This is a genomic window from Actinocorallia aurea (genome assembly GCF_054783995.1).
In genome coordinates, this window is the sequence record NZ_BAAGPQ010000012.1 from 297,648 (window position 1) to 324,363 (window position 26,716).

At 72.6% G+C, this 26,716-nt stretch carries 27 protein-coding genes; 11 read left to right on the plus strand and 16 right to left on the minus strand.

All coding sequences use genetic code 11. The annotated features are described in order from the left end of the window. The first annotated feature begins 89 nt into the window (after positions 1-89). From ACYVOM_RS13900 to ACYVOM_RS13920, 5 genes are all read left to right on the plus strand, one after another. Positions 90-1,298, plus strand: coding sequence for an acyl-CoA dehydrogenase family protein (locus tag ACYVOM_RS13900; protein WP_460303741.1), 1,209 nt, complete (start codon positions 90-92; stop codon positions 1,296-1,298). Positions 1,299-1,314: 16 nt separating this feature from the next. Further along, complete coding sequence (locus ACYVOM_RS13905) at positions 1,315-2,436, plus strand: acyl-CoA dehydrogenase family protein (protein ID WP_460303742.1); 1,122 nt, start codon at positions 1,315-1,317, stop codon at positions 2,434-2,436. A gap of 207 nt (positions 2,437-2,643) precedes the next feature. Further along, a complete protein-coding gene (gene uppS / locus ACYVOM_RS13910; protein ID WP_460303743.1) occupies positions 2,644-3,354 on the plus strand; it encodes a polyprenyl diphosphate synthase in 711 nt (236 codons plus the stop codon). Position 3,355: 1 nt separating this feature from the next. After that, a complete protein-coding gene (locus ACYVOM_RS13915) occupies positions 3,356-4,759 on the plus strand; it encodes an oxygenase MpaB family protein (protein WP_460303744.1) in 1,404 nt (467 codons plus the stop codon). 166 nt (positions 4,760-4,925) lie between these two features. After that, positions 4,926-5,834, plus strand: coding sequence for an alpha/beta hydrolase family protein (locus ACYVOM_RS13920; protein ID WP_460303745.1), 909 nt, complete (start codon positions 4,926-4,928; stop codon positions 5,832-5,834). Positions 5,835-5,853: 19 nt separating this feature from the next. On the opposite strand, the gene ACYVOM_RS13925 is transcribed toward ACYVOM_RS13920, so the two are convergent. Continuing rightward, positions 5,854-6,759 carry an NmrA family NAD(P)-binding protein gene (locus ACYVOM_RS13925; RefSeq protein ID WP_460303746.1) on the minus strand — a complete coding sequence of 302 codons (906 nt, stop codon included), beginning with the start codon at positions 6,757-6,759 and terminating at the stop codon, positions 5,854-5,856. Between the two features lie 101 nt (positions 6,760-6,860). On the opposite strand from ACYVOM_RS13925, the gene ACYVOM_RS13930 reads away from it, so the two are divergent. Continuing rightward, positions 6,861-7,577, plus strand: coding sequence for a TetR/AcrR family transcriptional regulator (locus tag ACYVOM_RS13930; RefSeq protein WP_460303747.1), 717 nt, complete (start codon positions 6,861-6,863; stop codon positions 7,575-7,577). Positions 7,578-7,628: 51 nt separating this feature from the next. Here ACYVOM_RS13930 and rox read toward each other — a convergent pair whose 3' ends face one another. Together rox and sigJ are read right to left on the minus strand one after the other, a co-directional pair. Beyond that, complete coding sequence (rox, locus tag ACYVOM_RS13935; protein ID WP_460303748.1) at positions 7,629-9,056, minus strand: rifampin monooxygenase; 1,428 nt, start codon at positions 9,054-9,056, stop codon at positions 7,629-7,631. Continuing rightward, entirely contained in the window at positions 9,053-9,943 is an 891-nt protein-coding gene (gene sigJ, locus ACYVOM_RS13940; protein ID WP_460303749.1) for an RNA polymerase sigma factor SigJ, read from the minus strand. The genes rox and sigJ overlap by 4 nt, the downstream gene beginning before the upstream one ends. Positions 9,944-10,035: 92 nt before the next feature. On the opposite strand from sigJ, the gene ACYVOM_RS13945 reads away from it, so the two are divergent. Further along, a complete protein-coding gene (locus tag ACYVOM_RS13945; RefSeq protein WP_460303750.1) occupies positions 10,036-10,398 on the plus strand; it encodes a hypothetical protein in 363 nt (120 codons plus the stop codon). A gap of 2 nt (positions 10,399-10,400) precedes the next feature. On the opposite strand, the gene ACYVOM_RS13950 is transcribed toward ACYVOM_RS13945, so the two are convergent. Together ACYVOM_RS13950 and ACYVOM_RS13955 are read right to left on the minus strand one after the other, a co-directional pair. Further along, positions 10,401-11,090 carry a hypothetical protein gene (locus ACYVOM_RS13950; RefSeq protein ID WP_460303751.1) on the minus strand — a complete coding sequence of 230 codons (690 nt, stop codon included), beginning with the start codon at positions 11,088-11,090 and terminating at the stop codon, positions 10,401-10,403. A 101-nt stretch (positions 11,091-11,191) separates the two neighbouring features. Beyond that, positions 11,192-11,839, minus strand: a complete 648-nt coding sequence (locus ACYVOM_RS13955; protein ID WP_460303752.1) for a TetR/AcrR family transcriptional regulator — start codon at positions 11,837-11,839, stop codon at positions 11,192-11,194. 51 nt (positions 11,840-11,890) lie between these two features. Between ACYVOM_RS13955 and ACYVOM_RS13960 the strand changes: the two genes are divergently transcribed. Both ACYVOM_RS13960 and ACYVOM_RS13965 read left to right on the plus strand, forming a co-directional pair. Beyond that, positions 11,891-13,114, plus strand: a complete 1,224-nt coding sequence (locus tag ACYVOM_RS13960; protein ID WP_460303753.1) for a hemerythrin domain-containing protein — start codon at positions 11,891-11,893, stop codon at positions 13,112-13,114. Between the two features lie 113 nt (positions 13,115-13,227). Beyond that, positions 13,228-14,088: a thioesterase family protein gene (locus ACYVOM_RS13965; RefSeq protein WP_460303754.1), complete on the plus strand. Its 861-nt coding sequence runs from the start codon at positions 13,228-13,230 to the stop codon at positions 14,086-14,088. A gap of 39 nt (positions 14,089-14,127) precedes the next feature. Here ACYVOM_RS13965 and ACYVOM_RS13970 read toward each other — a convergent pair whose 3' ends face one another. Together ACYVOM_RS13970 and ACYVOM_RS13975 are read right to left on the minus strand one after the other, a co-directional pair. Continuing rightward, positions 14,128-14,784 (minus strand): TetR family transcriptional regulator, encoded by a 657-nt coding sequence (locus ACYVOM_RS13970; protein ID WP_460303755.1) that lies wholly within the window; start codon positions 14,782-14,784, stop codon positions 14,128-14,130. Between the two features lie 109 nt (positions 14,785-14,893). Further along, a complete protein-coding gene (locus ACYVOM_RS13975; RefSeq protein WP_460303756.1) occupies positions 14,894-15,727 on the minus strand; it encodes an oxidoreductase in 834 nt (277 codons plus the stop codon). 151 nt (positions 15,728-15,878) lie between these two features. On the opposite strand from ACYVOM_RS13975, the gene ACYVOM_RS13980 reads away from it, so the two are divergent. Next, complete coding sequence (locus ACYVOM_RS13980; protein WP_460303757.1) at positions 15,879-16,940, plus strand: cation diffusion facilitator family transporter; 1,062 nt, start codon at positions 15,879-15,881, stop codon at positions 16,938-16,940. A 182-nt stretch (positions 16,941-17,122) separates the two neighbouring features. After that, positions 17,123-17,743: a TetR/AcrR family transcriptional regulator gene (locus ACYVOM_RS13985; protein ID WP_460303758.1), complete on the plus strand. Its 621-nt coding sequence runs from the start codon at positions 17,123-17,125 to the stop codon at positions 17,741-17,743. 2 nt (positions 17,744-17,745) lie between these two features. Here the strand turns inward: ACYVOM_RS13985 and ACYVOM_RS13990 are convergent, their stop codons facing one another. From ACYVOM_RS13990 to ACYVOM_RS14030, 9 genes are read right to left on the minus strand one after another with little or no spacing between them, the layout of a single operon-like run. Next, positions 17,746-18,528, minus strand: a complete 783-nt coding sequence (locus ACYVOM_RS13990) for a hypothetical protein (RefSeq protein WP_460303759.1) — start codon at positions 18,526-18,528, stop codon at positions 17,746-17,748. A 16-nt stretch (positions 18,529-18,544) separates the two neighbouring features. Next, complete coding sequence (locus ACYVOM_RS13995; RefSeq protein ID WP_460303760.1) at positions 18,545-19,819, minus strand: MCE family protein; 1,275 nt, start codon at positions 19,817-19,819, stop codon at positions 18,545-18,547. Continuing rightward, a complete protein-coding gene (locus ACYVOM_RS14000) occupies positions 19,816-20,832 on the minus strand; it encodes an MlaD family protein (protein WP_460303761.1) in 1,017 nt (338 codons plus the stop codon). Before ACYVOM_RS14000 ends, ACYVOM_RS13995 begins: the two co-directional genes overlap by 4 nt. Beyond that, positions 20,829-21,869: an MCE family protein gene (locus ACYVOM_RS14005; RefSeq protein WP_460303762.1), complete on the minus strand. Its 1,041-nt coding sequence runs from the start codon at positions 21,867-21,869 to the stop codon at positions 20,829-20,831. Before ACYVOM_RS14005 ends, ACYVOM_RS14000 begins: the two co-directional genes overlap by 4 nt. After that, positions 21,866-22,894 (minus strand): MlaD family protein, encoded by a 1,029-nt coding sequence (locus ACYVOM_RS14010; protein ID WP_460303763.1) that lies wholly within the window; start codon positions 22,892-22,894, stop codon positions 21,866-21,868. Before ACYVOM_RS14010 ends, ACYVOM_RS14005 begins: the two co-directional genes overlap by 4 nt. After that, complete coding sequence (locus tag ACYVOM_RS14015) at positions 22,891-23,970, minus strand: MCE family protein (protein ID WP_460303764.1); 1,080 nt, start codon at positions 23,968-23,970, stop codon at positions 22,891-22,893. Before ACYVOM_RS14015 ends, ACYVOM_RS14010 begins: the two co-directional genes overlap by 4 nt. Next, positions 23,970-24,971, minus strand: coding sequence for an MCE family protein (locus ACYVOM_RS14020; protein ID WP_460303765.1), 1,002 nt, complete (start codon positions 24,969-24,971; stop codon positions 23,970-23,972). The genes ACYVOM_RS14015 and ACYVOM_RS14020 overlap by 1 nt, the downstream gene beginning before the upstream one ends. Next, a complete protein-coding gene (locus ACYVOM_RS14025) occupies positions 24,968-25,822 on the minus strand; it encodes an ABC transporter permease (protein ID WP_460303766.1) in 855 nt (284 codons plus the stop codon). The genes ACYVOM_RS14020 and ACYVOM_RS14025 overlap by 4 nt, the downstream gene beginning before the upstream one ends. Continuing rightward, a complete protein-coding gene (locus tag ACYVOM_RS14030; RefSeq protein WP_460303767.1) occupies positions 25,822-26,607 on the minus strand; it encodes an MlaE family ABC transporter permease in 786 nt (261 codons plus the stop codon). Before ACYVOM_RS14030 ends, ACYVOM_RS14025 begins: the two co-directional genes overlap by 1 nt. Positions 26,608-26,716: the final 109 nt, after the last annotated feature.

The window sequence follows — 26,716 nt, forward strand, 5'->3', positions numbered from 1 at the left end:
GATGCCTTACCTTGGGGGCGTACGGTACTCATCATGAAATTGCTGTTTCCAGAAGTTGGGGCGACGGCCGTCGGAGAGGTGGTGCGCTGATGAACATCGAGCCCAAGCCCGAGCTTGAGGCGTTTCGGCGGGAGGTCGCGGAGTTCCTCGACACCGCGCCGACGGACGAGATCCGGGAGGCCGGGCGCAAGACGACCAGCGCGTTCGCCCCCTTCCACGCCACCATCGCGTGGCAGAAGATCCTCAACGACAAGGGCTGGGCCGCGCCGGAATGGCCGGTCGAGTACGGCGGCACCGGCTGGTCGGAGGAGGAGCGCTTCGTCTTCGCCGAGGAGTACAGCAAGCGGAGCCTGCCCCCGCTGCTGCCCAACTGCCTCAAGATGATCGGTCCGCTCGTCATCGACCTCGGCACCGAGGAGCAGAAGGCCAAGTACCTGCCCAAGATGCTGTCCGGTGAGGACTACTGGACGCAGGGCTATTCCGAGCCCGAGGCCGGCTCCGACCTCGCCTCGCTGAACTGCACCGCCGTGGCCGACGGCGACGACTACATCATCAACGGCAGCAAGACGTGGACGACCCTGGCCCACGAGGCGAATCGGATGTTCATGCTGGTGCGCACCAGCAGCGAGGGCAAGAAGCAGCAGGGCATCACCTTCCTGCTGCTCGACCGGGTCGACTACCCCGGCATGGAGATCCGCCCGATCGTCGGCCTCGACGGCTTCCCCGAGCAGTGCGAGGTGTTCTTCGACAACGTCCGCGTCCCGCAGTCGGGCCGCGTCGGGGCGGAGAACGACGGCTGGACCGTCGCCAAGCACCTGCTGAAGTACGAGCGCGGCGGCTCCTCCCAGACGCCGTACCTCTACCGGTTCCTGCACCGGCTCCGCGACGCGGCGGCGAGCCGTCCGTCGCCGTTCGGCGGCACCCTCGCCGACGACGCCGCGTTCCAGCGCGAGATCGGCGAGCTGGAGGCCGAGGTCGCGTCCGTCGAGGCGGTCGAGAAGCTCGCGGTGAGCGGGCACCCGCTCACCGACGACCCGGCGTTCTCCTCGTTCAACAAGACCGTAGCGACCGAGCTGATCCAGCGCCTCACCACCCTGATGGCCAGGATCGCCGGACTCGAAGGGCTCCCGCTCCAGCTCGACGCGCTGACCGTCGGAAGCGGCGTCGAGCCCCTCGGCGACGGCTTCGACCTGATCGCCATGCCCTATTACCTCAACAGCCGGGCCGCGTCGATCTACGCGGGCACCAACGAGGTGCAGCGCGACCTGATGGCGCGCGCCCTCATGATGAGCCGCTGACCGCAGGAGAGCGACGATGGACTTCACCTTCACCGACGAGCAGACGATGCTGCGCGAGAGCGTCGGCCGTTACCTCGCGAAGAACTACGCCTTCGAGGCGCGCCAGGCGCTCGTGGCCTCCGAGCGTCCCCACTCTGACGAGGCCTGGCAGGCGTTCGCCGACTTCGGACTGCTCGCCCTCCCGTTCCCCGAGGCCGTCGACGGTCTCGGCGGCTCGATCGTCGACGTCGTCTCGGTCGGCGAGCTGTTCGGCGAGTACCTGGTCGTCGAGCCGTACGTGTCCTCGGTGCTGCTGGCCGGGCGGGCGCTGGCCGAGGCGGGCGACCACCCGCAGGCCAAGCAGTGGCTCGGCCGGATCATGGCAGGCGAGGCGCTCGCCGCGTTCGCCCACGAGGAGGGCGCGGGCACGGCCGACCCGTCGCTCGTGGCGCTGCGTGCCACCGCGTCGGACGGCGGGTACCGCCTCGACGGCGAGAAGCGGCTCGTGCTCGGCGGCGCGAACGCCGACGTGCTCGTCGTGACCGCGCGCGTGGCGGGCGGGCCCGGCGGGAGCGAGGGCCTGGCCCTGCTGGTCGTCGAGCCCGGAGCCCCCGGCATCCGGATCACCCCTTTCAAGACCATTGATGGCCGCAGCGCCGCGCACCTCGCCTTCGACGGCGTCGAGGTGCCCGCGGACGGCTGCCTGAGCACCGACGCGCACGGCGTGATCGACCGGACCCTCGCCGACGCCGTCATCGCCCTGTCCGCCGAGGCGGTCGGCGCCATGACGGTCCTGCTCCGCCAGACGGCCGACTACGCCGTGACGCGCCGCCAGTTCGGCGTCCCGATCGGCACCTTCCAGACCGTCGCCCACCGCCTGGCCGACATGAAGATCGCGCACACCAAGGCCCGCGCCACCCTCCTGTACACGGCCGCCCTGGCCGAGTCGGGCCGCGTCACCCGCCGCGAGGTCTCCATCCTCAAGGCACAGGTCGCCCGCCTGGGCCGCACCCTCGGCGAAGCCGCCATCCAGACCCACGGCGGCATCGGCATGACCGACGAACTGGCCATCGGCCACTACGTCAAGCGCATCCTTGCCGTGGACGCCCTGTTCGGCAACGCCGACTACCACTACCGCGTGGTCGGCGCCGGCGCCTGACCGCACGCCCGGTTCACCGCGAGGGCTCCTGACGCGAACCGCGTCAGGAGCCCCTCTGCGCTTGTGGGGCGTCAGTGGCGGATCGGTAAGGGAAGTCTGGCCTGTGATGGGTTACTCAGGGCTATGGACTGTCACTTTGGGTGAGTTATGTTGTGCGGAGCGTGCCGGTGGGGCGCGCGGGGGACGGAGGGGGAATGGGTGTCGGGGATGCCGCGGCATGTGGCTTGCGTGATGGACGGGAACGGGAGGTGGGCGGGGCAGCGCGAGCTGCCCCGGACGGAGGGGCACCGGGCCGCGGAGACGGCGATCGTCGAGGTCGTGGAGGCGGCGCACGGGGCGGGGATCCCGTGGCTGAGCGTGTTCGCGTTCTCGACCGAGAACTGGCGGCGGCCCGACGGGGAGGTCGACTTCCTCATGGGGCTGGCCCGGCGGAGCATCCGCAAGCACGCGCTGGCGCTGCACGCGCGGGGCATCCGCTGCCGCTTCCTCGGCGGCTCCGACGTCAGGATCCCGCCCGACCTGGCGCAGGACATCGCCGACCTCACCACGCTGACCCGCGACAACACCCGGATGACGCTGACCGTCGCGTTCGACCACGGCGGGCGGCGCGACATCGTCCGGGCCGCGCAGGCGCTCATCCGCAGCCGGATGCCCGCCGAGCAGGTCACCGAGGAGAGCTTCGCCGACCACCTGCCCTATCCCGACACCCCTGACGTCGACCTGGTGATCCGCACGTCGGGCGAGCAGCGCATCTCCAACTTCATGCTCTGGCAGGTCGCCTATGCCGAATGGACGTTCCCGCAGGTCCTGTGGCCCGACTTCCGGGCCGCCCACTTCCGTGACTGCCTCGACTCCTACCGCGGACGCGACCGACGCTTCGGCGCCGTCCGCCGACCGGCCCCGACGGGAAAGGCATGACATGACCGAGACGGCACCCCTCGACGCGGACTCCCTGCTCAAGAAGCTGTGCGGCGAGGCCAGGTGGGGCCTCGCCGCGACCCGGGCCAGCATCCTGGAGGCGGCCCATCCGCAGATCGGCGCGGCCCTCGTCGAGCACTCGACGTTCGTCGCGCATCCGTGGCGGCGGCTGCGCAACACCGTCGTCAGCACCCAGCGGATCACCGGCGGCGACGCGGCGGCGCGCGACAAGGAGACGGCCCGGCTGAACCGGCTGCACGCGCGCATCTCCGGCACCGACGCGCAGGGCCGCCCCTACGACGCGATGGATCCCGACGCCCGCGCCTGGGTGATCGCCTCGCTGTTCGAGTCCACGGTCGCCATGTGCCGCCTCGGCGGGCAGCCCCTCGACAAGGCCGAGCAGGAGCAGTTGTACGCCGAGTTCCGCGCCTTCCTCGGCCATATGGGCGACGCCGACGGCGCCGGCCTGCCCGCCGATCTCGGGGAGTTCTGGCCGTATTTCGACCGGATGGTCGCCGAGGGCCTGGAGAACACCGAGGCAGTCCACGCGGTGCTGTACCGCCTGTTCGCCGAGGTGCCCCCGCCGCCGCTGCTGCGCGACCACCCGATGGCCTGGGCGGCGATCCGGGCGCTGGCCGGCCCGCTGGCCACCGCGATCACCGTCGCCTCCCTGCCCGAGTCGTACCGCCGCCAGGCCTACCTCACCGCGGTCCCGGGGGCGGGCGCCCTCATGCACGGCGCCTACCTGACGGCAGGGCTCGCGACCCGTCTGCTGCCGTCGTCCTGGACGAGGGCCGAGGTGCTCATGGGCGTCCTCGACCTGGACTCCGGCCGCGTCGCGCCCGTCGTCGACGCGGTGCGCGACCACGCCGCCAAGGCCGGCGCGCTCCTGCGCCTGGTCGCCCCGGCGAAGCCCGCCGGCGACGGCTCCGCCCGCCGCTCCGCGGTCCGCTTCTTCAGCGAGGTCCTCGACCAGACCGGCGACGGCCGCCTCGACTGGCCCGACCTCGCCGCGATGGCCCGCGAGATCGCCTCCCGCCTCGACCTCGACGCCGCGGCCGAGGACCGCCTCTTCGCCGCCTACGCCGCCTGGTGGAACGAGCTCCGCACCGTACTCGACGCCGACGGCGACGGCCGCATCGACGCCCACGAGTACGCCACCGCCACCACCCTCCCCGGCCGCGCCCTCATCCATGTCGCCGAAGTCCTCTTCGACGCCGCCGACGCCGACGGCGACCAGGCCATCACCCCCGACGAGTACCGCGCCCTCTTCCGCACCACCTTCTCCCACGACCCCCAGGCCGGCCCCGCCTCCCTGACCCGCGCCGCCTTCACCCGCGAGTTCCTCTCCTTCATGTCCGGGCGCCACCACTCGGCCTCCTACGACGGCCTCTTCACACGCTGAGCCCGAGACCTGGATTTGCGAAGCGGAACCTTGTTCCATATATTAGCGGAACAAGGTTCCGCTTTCTGTTCGATGCCTGATGAACAGAGCTTTCCCGGTCACGGTCGGCTGCTCCGCTTCGTCGCGCCGCGGGAGTCGGAACCCGGTTCGAAAGGAAGGCACTCCCATGTCCGATCTCCCCATCCCGACCGTGACGGTGCGTCCCGTCGTCCTGCCCGCCCCGGGCCGCGGCGACGACCTCCGGGTGAGCGTGACGGCCCCGGTGGCCGGTGCGGACCTGCCCGTCATCGTCTTCTCGCACGGCTTCGGCTGGTCGATGGACGGCTACGCCCCGCTGGCCGACTTCTGGGCGGCCCAAGGGTTCGTGGTCGTACGGCCCACCCACCTGGACTCCCGGTCGCTCGCCGTGCCGGCCGACGACCCCCGCACCCCGCGGATCTGGCGCCTGCGCGTCGACGACCTCACCCGCGCCATCGACGCGCTGGACGTCCTCGAAGCGTCGGTGCCCGGCCTGCGCGGACGCGTCGACCACGGACGCGTCGCGGTGGCCGGGCACTCCTGGGGCGCCCAGACGGCGAGCACCCTGCTCGGCGCGCGGGTGCTGGACGAGAACGGCGTCCCCGGTGAGGACCTCACCGACCCGCGCGTCGCCGCCGGGGTGCTGCTCGCGGTGCCCGGCCTGGGCGACACCCTGACGCCGTTCGCGGCGGAGCACCTGCCGTTCATGCGGCCGTCCTTCGCCGAGATGAAGGCGCCGGCCCTCGTCGTCGCCGGAGATCGCGACCAGTCCCACCTGTCCTCCCGCGGCCCCGACTGGTTCACCGACGCCTACGCGCTCAGCCCCGGCGCGAAGACCCTGCTCACCGTGTTCGGCGGCGAGCACACGCTCGGCGGCCTCGCCGGCCGCGAGGTCGCCGAGACGACCGACGAGGACCCCGGGCGCGTCGCCCTGATCCAGCACCTGACCGCGGCCTTCCTGCGCACCGCCCTGCACCCCGGCGACCCCGCCTGGCGGAGCGCCGCCCACGCCCTGGAAGACGCCCCCGAACCCTTGGGCGCCCTCCAGGCCAAGTGACCGCCCAGCGCGCCCCGGGCTACCGCCCGGGGCCGAGGAGCTGGGAGCGGAGGGCGGCGGCGCCGCCTTCGGCGAGCCAGTCGGCCAGGGTGCGCAGGCCGGGGTGGATGACGCGGAGGGCCTCGATGTCGGCGTGCCAGCGGTGGCCGGCGGCCCACCTCCGGTGGGTCTCGATGATCTCCGGGCTCAGCGCCGCGGCGTCTTCGGGGTCGAGCTGCTCGTAGCGCAGGGGGAGTCCGGTGGCGGCGCTGATCGCGGCGACGGCCTCGACCGGGGTCGGGTCGTCGCCGGCCAGCTCCAGGGTCCGGCCCGCGAAGCGGTCGGGCCGGGCGAAGGCGAGGGCGGCGAACTCGGCGATGTCCTCCAGGGTGATGAGCTGGACGGGCTCGTCCGGTGGGAACAGGTGCCGGTTGACGCCGTCGATGAACCCGTCGATCCCGATCCCGGGCATGCCCAGGTAGTTCGTGACGAACCGGACGGGCCGCAGGATCGTCGCCTGCGGAACGCGCTCCCGTAGGTACCGCTCGGTGCGCCGCTTGCCCGGAGCCTGGTGGGCGGCCGTGGTCAAGGCGACGCCGGTGTAGACCACCCGGCCTACGCGCGCGGCGACCGCCGCGTCGGTCAGGGCCCGGCCGCGGGCGAACTCCAGGTCGTGGTCGGTGCCGCCCGGCCCGAAGACCGCGGGAGGCACCGCGAAGAGGCCGGCGGCGCCTTCGAGCGCGGCCGCCAGGCTCGCCGGATCGTCGAGGTCGGCGAGGGCCAGTTCGGCCCCCGCGTCGGCGAGCGCCGCCGCGGCGGGCGCGTCCTTGTCGCGGACCAGCGCCCGCACCGGCCGCCCCTCGGCCAGCAGCCGCCGCGCGGTCGCGCCGCCCTGCTTGCCGGTGGCGCCGGTGATCGCGACGGTTCCCACGGTTTCGTCTGCCATGTCTTCCTCCAGGTTCCCCGGGGGCCGGATGCCATGGATTGACCCGGGGACATCTGGAATACTTCAACCCGGTTGAGCCGCAGCTCAAGGAGTTTCGTGACATGACCGGACAGCTCAGCGGAGGCGACCGGGCCGACGCCCGGCGCAACCGGGCCAAGGTGCTCGCCGTCGCGGGGGAGGCGCTCGCCAAGGAGGGACTCGACGTCCCGCTCGGCGAGATCGCGCGCCGCGCGGGGGTCGGCGCGGGCACCGTCTACCGGCACTTCCCCAGTAAGCAGGCGCTCCTGGAGGCGGTGTTCGCGGCGCACCTGAACGACCTGGCCGCCGCGGGAGAGCGCTGGACGGCCCGGTGCGCCCCCACCGAGGCCCTGTTCGGCTTCCTGCTCGACGTCATCGAGAAGTCGCACCACCGCCGCCACATCTGCGACGTCCTGGCCGCCGACGCGTCCTGGCCGCGCCCACTGCTCACCGCCGCCAGACTGCGCTTCCAGCAGGTCCTCACCGCGCTGCTCCACGCCGCCCAGCGCGCGGGCGGCGTCCGCCCCGACCTCGTCCCCGAGGACGTCACCGCCCTCACCCTCGGCTGCGCCGCCATCCTCACCGCCCACCGAGACCGCACCTCGGCCCTGACCCTCGTCCACCTCACTCTGGACGTCCTCCGCCCGCCCACCCATGTCACGAAACCCATCTTCCGTGACACCCTCACTCCGCAGTGCGAAGAATGCCGCACCCCCCTCACGCTCCACGCCACCGGCCGCCCGCCCCGCTTCTGCGGCCCCACCTGCCGCCAGCGCGCCCACCGCCGCCGTCCCGCCTGACCACGCGCCCGCCCGGCTCTCCCGGCCTGGCGGGCGGCGGTTGCGGCGCGGTCAGGGGGTCGGGGCGCCGAACCAGCGGGTGAGCTGGGCGGTGAGGCCGGGTTGGGCGTCGCCGGTCCAGGCGATGTGGCCGTCGGGGCGGAGGAGGACGGCGGGGACGGGCAGTTCGGGGGCGGGGTCGGTGACGTGGTCGACGCGGTCGGACCAGCCGGAGGCGGAGAGGGCGCCGGTGGTGTCGAGGAGGATGCCCCGGCCGGTGTGCATCCGCTCGTAGAGGCGGCCGCTCGTCAGGGGGAGGTCGCGCAGGCGGCGGCCCAGCAGGTCGTCGCCTTCGCCGAAGTCGTAGCGCACGTCGATCGCGGTGATCATCGCCGTGACGTGCCGGTTGACGTCGGGGAGGTCCATCAGGCGGGAGAAGAGGTTCCGCAGCGCGGTCGGGCCCGGGTCGGTGCCGAGCAACGCGATGCCGGCGCGGGTGGTGTCCAGGACCGCCGCGCCGACCGGGTGGCGTTCGGTGTGGTAGGTGTCGAGGAGGCCTTCGGGGGCCCATCCGGCGACTTCGGCGGCGAGTTTCCAGCCGAGGTTGAAGGCGTCCTGGACACCGAGGTTGAGGCCCTGCCCGCCGGTCGGGGGGTGGACGTGCGCGGCGTCGCCGGCCAGCAGCACCCGGCCGACGCGGTAGCGCTCCGCCTGGCGGGTCGCGTCGCCGAAACGGGAGAGCCAGCGCGGCGAGTGGACGCCGAAGTCCGTGCCCGCCCACGCTCGGAGCTGCCGCCGGAAGTCCTCGAGGGTCGGCTCCGCCGTGCGGTCCTCGGCGACCCCGTCGGCGGGCACGACCACCCGCCAGAGGCCGTTCGCGCCGAGCCCGAGCCCGAACCGCAGCTGTGTCTTGCGGACCCGTTCGACGACGGCGGCGATCACCTCAGGGTCCTCGGCCGCCTCCATCTCGCCCAGCAGCGTCTCGACCGTCGCGGGCTCGCCGGGGAACCCGACGCCGAGCAGTTTGCGCACGGTGCTGCGCCCGCCGTCGCACCCGACGAGGTACCGCGCGCGCAGCCGCGTCCCGTCGGCCAGTTCGACGTCCACCCCCTCGGCGTCCTGCGCCAGCCCGGCCACCTCGCATCCGCGCCGCAGGTCGGCGCCGAGCTCCAGCGCGCGCTCGGTCAGCAGCCGCTCGGTGACGGGCTGCGGCGCGGCGACGCCGTACTGGTGCGCGGTGTCGAGCCCGTCCGGCCAGGGCTTGGTGATGCCGCCGAACAGGCCGCCGACCTGGAACTTCGGGCTGACGGCGAGGAACCGCTCCAGCAGCCCGCGCTGGTCCATCACTTCGACGCTGCGCGCGTGCAGGCCCTGCCCGCGCGACTGCTCCGTCGGCTCGGTCAGCCGCTCCAGGACGACGACCCGCACGTCGTGCAGGCGCAGTTCGCAGGCGAGCATCAGCCCCACCGGCCCGCCGCCGGCGACGATCACATCGATCACGTGTTCCCCCCGAGTCGCTCCCGCGTCCAAAGCCCCAGTTTCGCAGGGTTGCGGACCGCCCACACCCGGGTCACCCGGCCGCCCGAGACCGCGAACGACGCGACCGTCGTGACGGCGCCGCCGAGCCGGGCCACGAGGCCGGGCGCACCGTTGACGGGGCGCTCGACGAGTTCGAGCCCCGGCGCCTTGTCGGCGATGGCGACCATGTACCGGGCGATGGCGGCGCCGCCTTCGACGGGCCGCAGGACGGCGCCGACCATGCCGCCCCCGTCGGCGGTGAGGACGGCGGCCGGGTCGAGGACGCCGACGAGGGCCGCGATGTCCTTGGCCTCCCACGCCTCCTTGACGCGCCGCACCGCGTCGGCCCGCCCTGCCGCGGACTCCGGGGCGCGCGCGTGGCGCACCCGGCGCCGGGCGGACGCGGCGAGCTGCTTGCAGGCGGCGGGGGTCCGGCCCGCGATCGCGGCGATCTCGGCGAACGGGTACCGGAACACGTCGTGCAGGACGAACGCGACCCGCTCGGCGGGCGTCATCGAGTCCAGGACGATCAGGAACGCCATGCCGACGGACTCGTCCTGGACGATCTGGTCGGCGGGATCGGCGCCGTGCTCCGCCTCGGGCAGCGGGTCGGGCAGCCAGGCGCCCACATAGCGTTCGCGCCGGGCCCGCGCCGAGCCGAGCACGTCGAGGCAGACGCGGCCGGTCACCGTGGTCAGCCACGCGCCGGGTGAGACGATCTCGTCCTGACGGCTTCGAGGCAGCGCGTACCAGCGCGCGTAGGCCTCCTGGACGGCGTCCTCGGCTTCGGCCGGCGAACCGAGCAGCCGGTAGGCGACGTTGATCAGGTGCCGCCGTTCCCCGTCGACCCCGTCGCCGCCCGTCCTCACCTACGTCGCCTTACCTCTTGCGCGCCCGCGTCGTCATGTCGGGTGAGACCTTATCGATTTCACTGCCTTCGGGCGGAAAAGGGGACTTCGTCATGACCACTCCCGCACCGGCACAGCGCGGCTCGTCGTTCCTGCGGATCGCGATCGCCCTGCAGACGCTCACCATCTTCGTCCAAGGGGTCTCCGCCGGCCTGCTGCTGTCCACGAGTTACGGCGAGGCGGTCCACAGCGCCGGAGCCCGCGTCATGTACGGCGCGGCGCTGCTCCACCTGCTCGCCGCGGTCCTCGCCTGGAAGCCGGGCGGAGGCGCCGCCCGGCCCATCTGGCAGGCGTCCGGCTTCCTGGTCCTCGCCTCCGTCCAGGTGGCCCTCGGCATCGCCCACGTGCCCGCGGTCCACGTCCCCCTGGGCCTCCTCATGTTCGGCCTGAGCCTGCTCGCCCTGGCCCCCCGCTGACGCTACGCGAGGGACCAGGCGTAGCGGCTCGTGGGGACGAGGTCGAGGCCGTCGGTGGCGCCGAAGCGGGCGGAGCTGGTGAGGAGTTCGTCGGTGCGGCGGTGGAGTTCGGCCGCGTCGCCGCCGCTGCCGTAGAAGGCGTGCGGGTCGGTCAGCGCGGCCATGGGGAAGTGCTCCTCGACGATCGCGGAGATCTCCGGCGACGTCGGGGTCAGCGCCTGCTCGACGATGTTCTGTATGTAGGCCGAGGTGTTCTGGGTGCGGATCGCGATGGGCGTGTGGTGCACCATCCAGTACTCCAGGTACTCCTCGCGCGTCATGGCCGCGGGCCTGCGCAGGACGGCGATCTGGGCGCACACGTCGGCGCGGACGCCGTCCGGCACGGGCGCGGGGTCGAGCCTGACCCGCTCGGTGACGCGGTACGCGTGCGGCTGAGGCTCGTCGGCGGCCTTGGCGACGACGGCGACGGCGTCCGCGGGATCCCCGCCCGTCCAGACGGAGACCAGCGCGGTGATCGGCTCCCCGGGCCCGAACCGCAGCGCGGGCGCCACGTCGGCGTCGTCGAGGTTGACCTGGACACCGGTCGCCCCGACGGCGGCCAGCGCCTCCCGGAACGAGGCGGCATCCAGCCGCTCCCCGAGCGACGCCCCGTGCAGCGCAAGAACAACCTTCGTTACCGAAAACCCGGACATGTCACTCCTCGGCGCAGACTCCCCGGAACGTAGGCCGAACACCACGGCTTGTCCAGGGGGCGGTGTTCAGCTGTGCCGGCCGTTCAGGCTGTCCCCGGCCGTCAGGGCGCCAGGAGGAGCCGGTCCAGCGTCTCGGCGATCCAGGCCGCCCATCTCGCGTCGCTCCAGCCGCGGTCGACGATGAACGGCTGGATGAAGGCGAAGTTGAACATCCCGAAGAGGACGTCGGCGGCGTCCTCGACGGTGACGTCCGCGCGGAGCCCGGGGGCGAGCGCCTCGGCGATGCGGGTCATGTCGGAGAAGCGGCGCTCCTCGTAGACGGTGTGCGCCTCGGCGATCTCCGGGTCGGCGCCGGCGGCCCGCTGGAACGCGTGCATGACCGGCAGCGCCGCCGCCAGCCCCGCCTCGACGTACTCGCGCAGCCGCTCCAGCGCCTGACGGGGATCGGGCGCCTCCAGCACGGCGCGCATGCCCGGCCGCTCGATCACCGGCACGGGCTCGTCGTCGCCCGCGAGGGTGCGGTCGACGACCGCGAGGAAGAGCGACGTCTTGCTTCCCTGGCCGTAAACGGTCTCGACCGAGACCCCGGCGCGGGCGGCGATGTCCTTCATCGTCGTCGCAGCGTAACCGGCGTCCACGAAGCACGCGGAGGCCGCGTCGATCACCGCCGCGCGGGTGCGCTTGGCCTGTTCCGCGCGCAGCGGCGACCGGTACGTCCTTGACGCGCCGGGCTTTTTAGCTACAGTCATCATGTATCCATTCCACTCGGGATGGTTCCATTACTTTAGCAAGGGAGCAGCATGAGCGCGACGATGGCGGGGCGGCGCGCGGCCCCGGCGGACGACACCGACTCCCCGATGCGGACCCGGGGGAGCGTGTCCCGGGTGATCGCGGCGGACGCCGACCGGCTCTACCACTGGGTCGCCGACGTCACCCGGACGCCCGAGTGGAGCCCGGAGACCCGCGGCTGCACGTGGGCCGAGGGGGCCACCGGCGCGGCCCGGGTCGGCGACCGCTTCCTCGGGACCAACCGCTCGGGGCTCCTCCGCTGGGCGCGGCAGTGCGAGATCGTCACCGCGGAGCCGGGCTGCGAGTTCGCGTTCCGCACGATCCCGGACGCCAAGGCCGACGACTCAACGCTCTGGACCTTCCGGTTCGAACCCGTCGAAGGCGGCACCAGGCTCACCCACTGCTACGAGATGCTGCGCGTGCTGCCGCCGCGTCCGGCGCGGCTCGTCGCCTTCCTGATCCCCAAGCACCGGGACCGGACGCCGGACATGGCGCGTTCGCTGGAGCGGATCGCCGACGCGGTCGAGGGACGCACCGACGTGCCGCAGCCCAGGCTCGGCCAGACGCACACCGCCGAAGGGCCGCATCGCCTCGGCGGCATGTACGCGATGCACCACGCCTTCCGCCGGGATCTGCGCGACCTGGCCCTGGCCGTCTCGACCACGGGTCCGGCCGAGACCGCGACCTGGGCGGCGCTGGCCCGCCGCTGGACGGGCTTCGCGACGGTCCTGCACCACCACCACACGATCGAGGACGAGCAGGTCTGGCCACGCGTGCTGGAGCGCGCCGACGCCGCCGGGGACGCCGCGGCCCGCGCCACCCTGGAGGCGATGAGCGCCCAGCACGAGCTCCTCGACCCGCTCGTCGAGGCCTGTGCGGCGGGCTTCCAGGAGATGGCCGCCACGCCCTCGGAAGCCGCCCGCGCCCGTCTCGCCGCGACGCTCGTCCGCTGCCGCGGCCTGCTCGCCGAACACCTCGCGCACGAGGAGACCGGCGCCCTGCCCCTGGTCCAGCGGTACCTGTCCGCCGCGTCGTGGCAGGCGAGCGAGGACGCCGCGTCGGCGGAGTTCCACCTCTCCGACTTCTCCTTCACCATCCCCTGGGTGACGCACGAGGTCCCCGACGACCAGTTCCGCTTCGCCTTCGGCGGGAATCACCTGATGATGCGCGCCGTCCTCCTTTTCACCGGACGCCGCTTCGCCCGAGCCCACCGCACCGCCTTCCGCTGGCTGTGACCCGAACGCGCCCGCGCCGGCGGTGGGTCGCCGCCACGGACGGTGGCGGTCGGCGGGGGCGGCGGTCTACGATCCCCCGGGTTCTGGTCGGGTTCTCGGGAAGGGTGTCGGGCGTGGGTGAAGAGGTGCCGGGGGTCGAGTTCGCGGCGCAGACGGCGGTGGTGCCCGATCCGATGCGCGCGGGGAGGTATCTGGCGGCGTTCGGGGGCCAGTGGAACGCGCCGGTGGCGCCGCAGGGCGGAGTGGTGACGGCCGCCGCGGTGCGGGCGATGCGGGCGGAACTCGACGATCCGGCCATGGAGCTGCGGTCGATGTCGGTGGTGTTCGTGGACCGGGTCGTGGAGGGCCCTGCGGTGGTCGAGGCGAGTGTGCTGCGGCGGGGCAGGTCGATGGCGCAGGCGAGCGCGGCGCTGCGGTCGGAGGGCGCGGCGAACGGCCTCGTCGCGCAGGCCGTGTTCGGCAGGGAGCGGGCCGGGTTCGTCTTCACCGACCCGTCGCCGCCGGACGCGCCGCCCGCCGCGGAGTGCGTCGACGTGCGTGCGGCGATGGCCGCCCAAGGGCTGTCCCTGGAGGTCCCGGTGATGCACCGGGTGGAGATGCGGGTGCCGAGGACGGCGCTCACCGGGCCGGCCGGGGACGAGTCCGTCAGCTGGTACCGCCTGGCCGACGGGACGCCGCGGATCGACGGGTACGTGGACCCGGTCGCGTTCCTGCCGCTGTGCGACATGATGGCGGGCGCGATCGGCCGGCGGACCGAGGTCGCCGGGCGGCCGTACCTCTCGCCCAGCTGCGACCTGACGGTGCACGTGGTGGGCCGGGCGGAGTCGGAGTGGCTGCTGGCGCGTTCGCGCGCGGTGCACGCGGCCGAAGGCTACGTGTCCATCTCCCTGGACCTGTGGGATCCGGAGCGCGGCCTGGTGGCCCGCTCGACCCAGACGTCGTTCCTGGTGTTCCCGCGCCGCGACGGGCCCTGACGGCCCGGTGGCCGCGCGAGACGGGTTCGGCCAGGCGGGTCAGCCGAGGGCGAGGAGCCCGGTGAGCGCGACGCGCAGGGTGCGGCTGAGCCGCGCGGGGAAGTCGACCTTCGTGGCCGCGAGGTCGGGGTGCCGCTGCGCTTCGGCGACGGCGGGGGAGGGGTGCGCGAAGGGCCAGAGCCCGGCCGTGCACACGACGGTCAGCGAGACCAGTTCGCGGGCCCCGGCCGGGGTGAGGGCCGGGACGCGCTCGGCGAGGAGCCGGGCCAGCGCCCCGAGGAGCCGGGTGTGGTCGAGCTTGAACGCGACCGCGGACTCCGCCGAGATGTTGCGTTCCAGCTCGGTTCCCAGCGAGCTGAACAGCTCGCACAGCAGGCGCCGCCGGGCCAGGGAGCGGGCCAGGGCGTCGGCGACGTCCTCGGGCCCGTCCGCGTCGGCGAGTTCGGCGGGCAGCTCCGCGATCCACTGCTCCAGCGAGCGGTTGAGCAGGGCGAAGAAGACCGCTTCCCTCGTCTCGAAGTAGCGCACGACGTTGGTCTTCGACAGCCCTACGCGGCGGCTGAGCTCGCGCAGGCTGATGTCGCTGACGGGCATCTCGGTGAGGAGCCCGGTCGCGGCGTCGAGGATGGCCTGCCGCCGGATCTCGCGCTGCTCGGCGTTGCGGGCGCGCTGGAAGCCCGGCCGGTCGTCTGTCATCGTCGCTGTCCCGCAAGAGCCGTGAGCGGCCTTGTGCCGCTTCCGGGAGACTCTACGCGGTCGCCGCCCTCCCGAAGGAGGGCGGCCGGACCCCTCGCGCCGAGCGGCGTCACACGGACTCGCTGACCTGCCGCCACCGCGCGTCCGACGCGGCGAGCGCCTCGGCGGCCGCTCCGGCGACCCGGACGGCGTCCTTCCCGAGCAGGAGGTGCAGCGGCGGCTCCGCGGCCCCGGCGACGTCGAGGAGGATCCGCGCGATGCGCGCCGGGTCGCCCGGCTGGTTGCCGTCGGCCTGCCGCTGCCGGGCGATGACGGGTTCGATGACCGGCCGGTACGGCTCGCTGACCGGCGGGGTCTCCATCGACGCCCCGGCCCAGTCGGTGCGCATCCCGCCGGGCTCGGCGACGGTCACCTTGATCCCTAGGTGGGCGACCTCCTTGGCGAGCACCTCGGAGAACCCGCCCACCGCCCACTTCGCCGCCTGGTAGGCGCCCAGGCCGGGGCCGCCGACCCGTCCGCCGACCGACGAGATCTGGATGATGTGCCCGGAGCCCTGGGCCCGCAGGACGGGCAGGGCGGCCCGGGTCACGTTGACGACGCCGTAGAAGTTGGTGTCGATCTGCGCGCGGAACGCCTCCGGCGACATGTCCTCGATGGCTGCCACGTCGGCGTAGCCCGCGTTGTTCACGACCACGTCGAGCCGCCCGAACGCCTCGACGGCCTCCCGCACGGCACCGCGCGCGGCTTCGGCGTCGGTCACGTCGAGGGCGACGAGCCGGACCCGCTCGCCGTGCTTCGCGGCGAGGTCCTCCAGCGAAGAGGTCCGTCGCGCCGTGGCGACGAGGCGGTGCCCCGCGTCCAGGACCGCCTCCGTGAGGGCACGGCCGAGCCCGCGGGAGCTTCCGGTGATCAGCCAGGTCTGGTTCTTGGAGGTCTCGTTCATGGATACCGCCCCGATCTTCGTCAATTAAGAGGCCAGTGGAACCTTATGTCCTCCACGATAAAGGTCCACTGGCCTCTTGTCCACTCGGGGGATCGCGGAGCGCCTCGACGCTCCACGGCGAGGGCGGCAGGGTCGGGCATACTCGGCCGGTATGGGTGGAGCCTTCTCGGGATCTGACGGCACGGGATCGAACGGCACGGCAACGGACCGCGGTGACGGTGCGATCGGCGGGCGGCCCGGCGTCGACCAGGGGGAATCGACGGTCACGGTGCTGGTCGCGGCCGGGGCCAATCTCGGGATCGCGGTGGCCAAGGCGGTGGCGGGGGTCGTCAGCGGTTCGAGCGCGATGCTCTCGGAGGCGGCGCACTCCGTCGCCGACACCGTCACGGAGCTGATGCTGCTCACGGCGCTGCGCAGCAGCGTCCGCCCGCCGGACGAGGCGCACCCGCTCGGGTACGGGGCGGCCCGGTACGTGTGGGCGCTGCTCGCCTCGGTCGCGACGTTCGTCGGCGGCGCGGTCTTCGCGATCTACGACGGGGTGCACACCCTGGTCGTGGGGGAGGAGCTGGGCGATCCGACCCTCTCCTACGTCGTGCTCGGCATCGCGTTCGTGCTGGAGGGCTTCAGCCTGCGCACGGCGTACCGGCAGATGCGCGGGGAGGCGCGCCGGACGCGCACGCCGCTGCGGCACTACCTGCGGCACACGCCCGACACCGCGGTCAAGGCGGTCTTCATGGAGGACTCCGCGGCCCTGATCGGGCTGGTCCTCGCCGCGGGCGGCGTCACCGGCGCCCATCTCACCGGCTCGCCGGTCTTCGACGGGGTCGCGTCGCTGTTCATCGGGTTCCTGCTCGTCTACGTCGCCTGGGTGCTGGGCCGCTCGAACGTGGAGCTGCTCCTCGGCCGGCCGCTGCCCCCGGCCGTCCGCGCGGCGGTGCGCGCGGAGCTGCTCGCCGTCGACGAGATCCAGGATGTCCTGGAGCTGACCACCCTGCTCCAGGGCCCGGACGAGGCCCTGGCCGCCGCGAAGGTCGACTTTCACGACACCGCCACCGCCGCCCAGATCGAATGGGCCTGCGAGCGCGCGGCGGCCCGTCTGCAGGCCCGCTTCCCCCAGATCCGCCGCGTCTACCTGGACCCGACCCCGGGCGCCGCCCAGCGCCGCCGCCAGGGCCTCGACCCCTGGCCGGACACGGACGACGGAACCGTGTGATCCCCCCTCGTCACCTGTGGCGTCCGGATCGCCTCGGCCGTTGTCGGCCGCACCCGCTCCGCCGGGGGGCCCGCGTTCCTGGCCCGCTCACCGCCGTGTAAGTGTACGCTTACCCTCTGAGTGCGCGCGCCGAGGGCGGTCCGGGGCACTGGCTTTTGCTCACCGAGACCGGATGGGGAGACATGGCGGGGCGACGGGTGCGCAAGGACCGCGACGAGCGGCGGGAGCAGATCCTCACCTGCGCACGGCAGCTGTACCAGAGCCGGTCGTTCGAGGACGTGTCGGCGAGCGAGCTCGCCGAGGCCGCGGGGGTCAGCCGCGGCCTGCTGAACCACTACTTCGGGACCAAGCGCGGCCTGTACCTCGCGGCGGTCGAGAAGATGCTGCGCGTCCCCTCGGTCCAGGGCATGGCGTTCCCCGACGGGATCGGGGTGCGCCCGCGGATCACGTTGAGCGTCAACTGGTGGCTGGACCGGCTGGAGCAGAACAGGGAGACCTGGCTGCGCACGCTGGACATGGCGGCCCCGCGCGGCGACGCCGACCTGAACCGGCTCATGGACGACGCCCGCGAGCACATGGTCGCGCGCGTCGCCGAGGTCGTCGGCGTGTCGAGCCTCATGCGGGAGCACGTGCAGGTCGAAGGCGCGCTGCACGCCTACGGCGACCTGGCGCTGCGGGCCTCGCGGGAGTGGCTGGAGTACGGCCGCCTCACCCGCGAGGAGACCCGGCGCCTTCTGGAGAGCCAGCTGATCCATCTCGTCGAGCGGGTGATCCCCGACCTCGCCGGACGGCGCCCCCGCTGACGTCAGGGAGTCTTCGACGGCTCCGCCGACGGCTCGGCGGACGCCTCCGCAGACGGTGCCGCGCCGGACGGGTCCGCGAGGCTCTCGTTGATCGCGCCGATCGAGTTGACGGCGCTGACCTTCCACGCGCCCTTCAGTTCGACGAGATCCATCTGCAGGTAGGACCCGGTGACGTTCCGGGTGCCCGCGGTGCTCTTCACCTCCGAGTCCATCACCACGACCGCCTGCGCCGAGCCGTCCGCGCCGCCGCTGACGTAGACGACGCGGACCGAGGCCGTCGCGTCGGCCTGCAGTTCCAGGATGGTGCTCTGGAGCGTCTGGGTGAAGGCCGTCTCGTAGGTCTTGCCGAAGTCCGGGGTGGCCAGGGCGAGGACCCGTTCGCGGGCCGCGGTGAGGTCGCCGTGCTCGTAGCTGAGCAGCGCGGATCCGAAGCGCCCCGCGACCGAGGAGATCTCCTCGCGCGCCTGCTCCCTGCCTTCGAGGTCGGCGGCGTGCCGCCACTGCCAGCCCCCGAGCGCCAGCGCCGCCACCACGACGAGCAGGGAGATCAGCTTGCCGAGCGAGGCCCGGCCGGGCATCGGGATGGCGATCGTGATGCTCTTGCCCTTCGCCTCCGGGCTCTCCTTCCTCCCTGCGGGCTCCGCGACCGCCTCGGCCTCGGGTTCCGCGGCCTCATCGGACTCGTCGGTGTCCGTGCTCTCGGCCGTCTCCGCAGGCTCCGCGGGAGGGGCCGCCGCGGTCTCCCGCTCGTCCGCCGCGGCGCTCTCGGTCGTCTTCGTGCTCATGGGTGGCTCCTGATGTCTAGCGTCCGGCCTTGCGGCCGGTGAGGTACGTGCGGAGGAATCGGGCGGCGACGAGCGCGAGGACGGCGCCGGCGCCGAGGATCAGCAGCAGCGGGGCGCTGCCGAGGCCGCTCGCCCCGTCGGCCGACACGCGCTGTGCCGGAGCCGTCGTGAACCCGTTCGGGACGGACTGCGCGGGCGCGTCCGGGGCACGGGGCGCGTCGGACGGCTTCGCGACGGCGTCGGCCCTGCCCGGTGTCGCCTTGCAGGTGGGCAGCGTGGACCAGGTCGGCTGGGCCGCCGGCTTGGCATAGTCGGCGGCGGCCTTGGGCCCGGCGATCGACACGAGGGCGGTCGCCCGGAGATAGGTCGCCTGCGGCGTCACCACGGAGATGTCCTTGACGAGCGCCTGGAAGGTCGGCAGCAGGGTGAGGACGTGCCGCAGCGACTGCTCGGTCTGCGCGTTGAAGACGGACGGCCCGGGCACCGCCCCCGCGGTGAGCAGGCAGTCGAGTCCGGGCCGCGACTTCTCCAGCAGGGCGTCGACCTGCTTGAGGAAGTCGGGCCCCTTCTCCAGCACCGTCTTCAGGTCCCCGCTCGCGGCGCTCACCTCGGCGGTGACGTCGGCGAGGTCGCCTGCGGCGGCCCGCAGTTGCATCCGGTGCGCGGCGAGGGTGCCGGTCACGCCGGTCAGCTCGGTGCCGAGCCGGTCGAACACCTGCGCGTTCGACGCGAGCGTCGAGGTGAGCTGGTCGGCGTCGCCGATGAGGTCGTGCAGGGTGTCGGCCCTGCCGTTCAGCCCCGCCGACAGCTCGTGGACCACGGTCCCGGTGTCGGCGGGGTCGACGGCGTCGAGGGTGTCGCCGAGCCCGGTGAACAGCTCCTGGTAGTCGACGGTCGCGCTGGTGCGGGCCAGCGGAACGGTGTCGCCCGCCTTGAGCACGTGCTCGCCGGAGGTCTTCGGCGCGGTCAGCTCGATGTACGGCTCGCCGATGGCCGACTTGCGCAGCACCTGCGCGCCGACCCCGGCGGGGATCCGCGCGTCGTGGTCGATCTCCATCTCGACCGCGACCTTCCCGGGCCGCAGCTCGACCGAGGCGACCCGGCCGACGGGCACGCCCAGGTAGCTGACCTGGAGGTCGGGGAACAGCCCGGGGGAGGAGGCGAACTCGGCGGTCACCGGGAACGGTTTGGCGATGACGTCGAGCTTCAGCAGCGAGGTCGCCGCCCACGCCGACAGCACCACGCCGAGCAGCGCGAAGAACGCGACATTGATCCAGATTCTCCGGTTCACCGCTGCGGCCCCGCCAATCCGGCGAGGTCGATGCCCCGGTTCTCCGACATGTCGGCCATCTTCGTGCTGCCCGGCGGCAGGAACCCCTTCAGCCAGATCATGAGCAGCCCCTGTCCGCCCGTCGAGACCGACGGGGCCTTCAGGAAGTCCAGGACGGTGAGCGCCAGCCGCTTCATCTGGTCGCGGCCCCGGACGGCGGCGGCGAGCATCGAGTCGGCGCGCTTGAGCAGCACCTTCAGCCGCTCGCCGTGCCGCGTCTGGATGCTCGCGTTGAAGGACTTGCCGAGCTTCAGCAGCTCCTGCACGCCCTCCTTCAGCTCCTCGCGGTCGCCCTGCAGCCGTTCGGTGGCCAGCGCGACGTTCTCCGGCAGCGCCGCGATCTCCGCGCTGCCCGAGCGCATCGTGCGCCCGAGCTCGGCGAGGGCGTCCAGCGCGCGGCCGAGGTCCTTGCTCGCGGCGGCGTAGCTGTCGCTCACCTCGGAGATCTGCTCGATGAGCCGGTTCAGCCGCTTGCCCTGCCCGCCGATCGCGGTGACCGAGGTGTCCACGATGGTCGACACGTCCTGCCCGCTGAGCGCCGCGAGCAGCGGCCCGACGTTCTGGGTGATCCCCTCCAGGTCGGGCGCGACCGCGGTCTGCGTGATCATCGCGTGGTCGGCGAGGAACGGCCCGGCGTCCAGGGAGCGGCCCTTCGGCAGGTCGAGCTGCACGTAGTTCTCGCCGAGCAGCGACGTCTTGGCGATCGTCGCCGACGTCCCCGAAGGCACCCGCATCTTCAGCGCCATCGTGACCCGCGCCCGGTACCCGTCGAGCCTGATGCCGGTGACGGTCCCGGCCCGCACGTCGGAGATCTGCACGCTGTGCCCGACGACGAGGCTCTGCACGTCGTCGAACACCGCCGACAGCACATACGATCCGCCGGTGCCGCCGACCGTCTGCACCGTGCACCCGGCCAGGCCCCCCGCCGCGAGGACCACGACGAGCACCGCCCGCCCTGCATTCACTGCTGTCACGATGCCTTCTTCGTCTTGGGGGGCTTTGGGCAGTTCGCCAGTTCGGGGTTGCCCGCGGGGCAGGGGACGGGGCCCCAGTTCAGGGCGTCGAAGACGGGCTGGAGCCAGGCCCGGACCGTCGCGGAGAGCTGGACGCGGATCACTGCCACGTGGTTCTTGCGGTCCCAGGCGTTGACGAGCACGTCGGAGAACTGGGCGAAGGCGCGGATGACCTCGTTGAGCGAGCCGCTGCCGGCCTTCAGGGTCAGCACGATGTTCGACAGGTCGGCGGCCGTCGCCGGGAGGGTCTCCTGGTAGGCGGTGAGCAGGACGCCGCTGTCGCGGATGGTCCTGGCCAGGCCGGAGAGGAACGCCCGGATCTGCTCGCGCTCCTGCGCGAGGTCGCCGCTGGCCGAGGCGAACGCGTCGAGCATCGCGTCGAGGTCGGAGCCGTTCAGGTCGGCCGAGAGCTTGCGCAGCCCGTCGGCGATCTTGACGATCTTCTCGTCCTGCCCGGCGAGTTCGTTGACGAGGTCGCCGGTCGTGCCGATCGCGTCGTTGATCTTCTGGCCGTTGCCGTCGAGGGCCTGCGCGCCCTCGTGCAGCAGCCCGCCGACGTCGCCGCCGCCGACGGCCGTCTGCAGCTTGGTGAACGCCGCGAGCGCCTCGTCGATCTCGACGGGCAGCGCCGTGCGCTCCTGCGGGATGACGGTCCCGGGCTTCGCCTCGGCCATGCCGGGCTCCCACGCGGGGGTCAGCACGACGCTGCGCTCACCGAGCGTCTCGGCCGCCTCGATCGAGGCGATGACGTCGGCGGGCACCGGCACGCCCTCGTCGATCGCGAAGTCCACCCGCACCCGGGCGCCCTCGATCTTGATCGCGGTGACGGTCCCGACGTCCGCGCCCATCACCTTCACCTTCGACTCCGGGTAGAGCGAAGGCGCCTTGGCGAAGTACGCGCTCAGCTTGTACGAGCCGCCGCCCGCGACGGGCACGGCCGAGCAGCCGCCGAGCCCCGTCATCAGCGCGAGCACCGCGCCCGCGGCCACGAGCCTCACTTCTTGGCCTCCTTCTTGGCCGCCTGGGTGGCGAGGGCGCCGAGGTCGGCGGGGCTGAGCGGGCCGAGGCCCGTCGCCGCGACCTCGACCCACGGCCCGTAGCCGCCCACGTTCGCCAGGCCGCTCAGCGTGGGTCCGGCCCAGGCCAGCACCTCGCCGAGTTCGCCGAGCTGGGGCCGGAGCGTGGACAGGGTGCCCTGCAGGTCGGCGATGACCCCGGTGAGCTGCTTCTGGTGGTCGTCGATCAGCTGGGTCAGCTCGCGCACGACGGTCGAGCTGTCGCCGAGGAAGCCGGCGAGCTCGTCGCGGCGGTCCCGCAGCTCGGCGAGCATCACCTCGACGTTGTCCAGCAGCTTCGTCAGCTGGCCGTCGCGGGTGTGCGCGACGGCCGCGAGCCGGTCGCCTCCGGTCAGCAGCTTGTCGATGTTCTCCTTGTTGTCGTGCACGGTCTGGGCGAGTTCGGTCAGGTGGTGCAGCGAATCGCGCAGCCTGCCCTTGGTGGCCTCGCTGACGCCGGTGAGCTGACCGACGATCTTGTTGAGCGCGTCGGTGTCGAGCTTGTCGACGGCCCGGGTCGAGTCGGCGACGACGCTGTTGACCGTCGCGGGGGTCCGGGTCCGCTCCTCGGGGATGCGCCTCTTGTCCTCGGGCAGCGTGCTCAGGTACGGCTCGACCACGGGTCCGGTGAGCCGCAGGTACCGGCCGCCGAGCACGTTCGCGGTCCTGATCTCGGCGCGGGTGTCCGGCCCGAGGTCGACGGCGCTGTCGACCTTCCAGGTGATGACGACCCGCCCCTTGCGGAAGTCCGGCGCCACCGTCGTCACCTCGCCGACCCGGACGCCCGCGACGCGGACCTCGTCGCCCGAGCGCAGGTTCCCGGTGCCGGTGAAGACACCGCTCACGGTGTAGCGGTCCTTGAGGACGCCGGTCGAGCCGAGCAGGTAGACCCCGCCGACGAGCAGGACCAGCCCGGTCGCCGATACCAGTCCGACGGCGATCGGATCGCGGTCGCGGAAGGATTTCAAGGCTGGACCCCTCCCAGGAGCAGGGTGCGGAAGGCGGGGCCGTCGTCGAGGCTCGTGGACGCCCCGGTCGCCCGCGTGTCGCCCGGCAGCTTCACGGGGTACGGGCAGGGCGGCGCGACGAGCGTGATGCACGGCACCGCGGCGTTGAGGAAGCGGCCGTCGTTCACCGCGCCGAAGATGTGCTCCAGCTTGGGGCCCGCCGCGGTGAGGATCTTCGCGACGGTCCCGGTGTTGCGCCGCACCCCGCCGGTGATGACGGCGAGCCGGTCGAGGACCTGGCCGAGCTGGTCGGCGTTCTGGCCGAGGACGGAGTCGCTGGTGTTCGCCAGGCGGGCCAGCTCCACGAGGGTGTCGTCGACGAGGGTGCGGTTGCGGGCGAACCCGTCGCTGAGCGCCACGAGGTCGTCGATGGCCTGGCCGATCTGCTTGTCGCGGGAGGCGACGAGCTCGGTGACGGTCGCGTAGTCCGCCAGCAGCATGCCGATGTTCTCGCGTCTTCCGGCGAGCGCCGCGAGCAGCACGTCGACGTTCTCGATGAGGTCGCCGATCTCGCCGCCGTTGCCGTCGAGGGCCTGGGCGAGGGAGACGAGGAGCTCGTTCACCTGCTCGGCGTCGAGGGTGCGGGCCAGCGGGGCGAGCCCTTCGAGGAGGTCGTCGGTGTTGACGGCCGAGCGGGTCGTCTCGATCGAGTCGCCCGAGCCGAGCATCCGGCCGTCGTCGCCGGGCATCAGGTAGACGGTCCGGCGGCCGATCGCGTCCTTCCAGCGGATGACGGCCTGGCTGTCGGCCGGGACCTTCACGCCCTCGTCCACGACGAGATCGACCTGGGCCCGGCCCTCCACCACCTTGATGCCGTCGACGCGGCCGACGGGCGCGCCGGCGATCTTCACCTCGTCGCCGGCGCGCAGCCCGCTGACGTCGTCGAAGGTCGCGGTGATGGGGTAGCCGTCGCCGAGGCTGAACCGCTGGATCTGCAGGGACAGGAACACCGTGAGCGCCGAGGTGACGGTGACGAACGCCGTCATCTTCAGCAGGGTCGAGCGCCGCAGGCGGGCGCGCTGGGTCGAGGTGTCCATCAGGGCCTCCCGCACAGACCGAGGATCAGTTCGCAGGGGGTGGACGGAAGGTAGGCGTGCACCCCGATGAGGTGCTTTCCGTCGGCGGCGGGCAGGTTGACCAGGCCGTTGTAGACCGGCAGCAGCTTGTCGGCGGCGCGCACGGCGTCGCCGAGGTCGCCGAGCTGCCCGTACAGGAGCGCGACGAGGCGCTCGCTGCTGCGGAACGACTCGCCGAGCTGGCCCGCGCGCTTGTCCAGGCCGTGCGCGACGAGCGCGGAGACGTCGCCGAGGTCGGTCGCGAAGGTGCCGAGGCTGCCCTCGGGGGCGCTCGCGGCCGTCTCGATCACCGTGTTGGCGTCCTTGGCCGTCCGGGTGAGGTCGGGGGCGGCCTGCGCGAGGGCTTCGGCGAGGCCCGCCCCGTCGCGCAGGAACGTGCGGGCGTTCTTGCGCTGGTCGTGCGCCACGCCGACCAGGGTGTCGACGCTCTCCAGGGTCCGGCGCAGCGCGGGTCCCTGCCCGTTCAGGCCGTCGGCGACGACCCGCACGATCGTCGCGACCTCGGTCGGGTCGACGGACTCGACGACCCCGGAGACGTCCGACAGCAGTTGCGACAGGTCGGTCGGGTCCGACGTGTGGACGATGTCCGCCCCGTCGGCCAGGTAGGGCCCGGACATCTCGGCCTCGCCGGGCACGAGGTCGACGAACTTCGGCCCGAACACCGAGGCGGGCTCGATGGAGGCCGTCGAGGTGGCCGGCACCCGGTACCCCGGGGTGAACCGGAGCGTGAGCCTGACCCGTCCGTTCCCGCCGAGCGCGACCTCGTCGACCGACCCGACCTGGACCCCGCGCACCTTCACGGGCGACCCGCTCTGCAGCCCCTGCCCGGCCCGCCCGAACTCGGCCCGCGCCGAGGCCCCGACCGGCGCGAACGGCCTGACCAGCGCCAGGTAGAGCGCCGCGGCAGTGAGCACGAGCGTGGCCGTGGTGACCGCGACCCCGCGGCGTAGTGAGACGTTCAACCGCTCAACCTCACCGTCGAGCCGGAGCCCCAGAACACATAGGACAGCAGCAGGTTCAACGTGACGATCACGATGATCGACGTTCGGATGGCGCGGCCGGCGGCGGCGCCGACGCCGACGGGGCCGCCGGTCGCGAAGTAGCCGTAGTAGCAGTGGATGATGATCACCGCGGTGCAGAAGATGCCGACCTTGGCCGTGCTGAAGACCAGGTCGATCGCCGGTAGGTAGAGGTGGAAGTAGTAGTCGTAGGCGCCCGGGGCGAGGTCGAAGAAGCTCGTGCTGACCAGCCGGGTGGCGAAGAAGCTCGCGAACAGCGCGATCAGGTAGAGCGGGATGAGCGCGATGAGCGCCGCGACGACCCGGGTGCAGACCAGGTACACGAGCGAGTTGATGCCCATGACCTCCAGCGCGTCGATCTCCTCGGCGATCCGCATCGCGCCGAGCTCCGCGGTGAACGCCGAGCCGCACTGCGCGGCCAGCGCCGTCGCGGCGATGACCGGGGTGATCTCGCGGACGTTGGCGAAGCTGCCGACCAGGCCCATGAACGACTGCGCGCCGATCGTCTGGAGCCCCGTGTAGCCCTGGAGCCCGATCTCGGTGCCGACGAAGAACGCCATCGTGAAGACGACGAAGACCATGCCGCCGCCGACGACCGTCGCGCCCACGCCGACCACGATGTCGCTGACGTGCCGGATGACGGTCTTGCCGTACTTGAAGCGGAAGACGATGTCCACGAGGGACCGGAAGAGGACCTTGGCGATGAAGAGCGGCCAGCTCGACATCGCGGCGTATTTGGTGACCGCGGCCTCGGCGGTCCTGCCGACGGCGCGGCCTTTCGGGAGCGCGAGCATCAGATCACCGGGGGGAAGGCGAGGAAGTAGACGGTCGTGATGACGTAGTTGAGGGCGAAGACCAGAAGGAACGCGACGACGATCGCCTGGTTCACCGCCCGTCCGACGCCGACGGGGCTCGCCGCGCAGTTCATGCCCATGTGGCACGCGACGGCCGCGGAGATGAGCCCGAACAGCCACGACTTGAACAGCGTGACGATCATGTCCGACATGCGCAGCAGGGACACCGCGCCGTCGAAGTACGCGCCTGGCGTCACCTGCTGGAGCAGCACGTTGAAGACGAACCCGCCGAACGCGCCCGCGATGATGACGAGCGAGGCCAGCAGCGTCGAGACGAGGCTCGCCGCCCACAGCCGGGGCGTCACCAGCCGGTGGACCGGGTTGACGGCCATGACCTCCATGGCGTCGAGTTCGTCGCGGATCCGGCGGGCCCCGACGTCGGCCGTCATGGCCGCGCCGCCCGCGCCCGCGATGATCATCGCCGCGGCGATCGGCGCGACCTCGCGCACCAGCCCGACGATGACCGCGCCGCCCGTCGAGGACTGCGCGCCGAGCTGTTCGGCGAGCTGCCCGACCTGGAGCGCGACCGTGGCGCCCAGGGGGAGCGCCACGAGGATGACGGGGAGGCTCGTCACGCGTGCCAGGAACCAGCACTGCTCGACGAACTCCCACCACCACTTGCGGATGTTCGGGCTGTAGCGGATGCCCTCCAACGTGATCACGAAGAGGGTGCCGATCTCGGTCAGCGTTCCGCGGATCCGCGTCGGAATCTGTACGGCCGTCATGAGCGCCCCCTTCCGGCGTTGGGGGGCGCCGGCAGGCCTGCGTCTGTCGTCACGGCGGTCACCTTACGGTCGCTATTGGCGCGCTGCTAATAAAGTAAGTGACAAATTA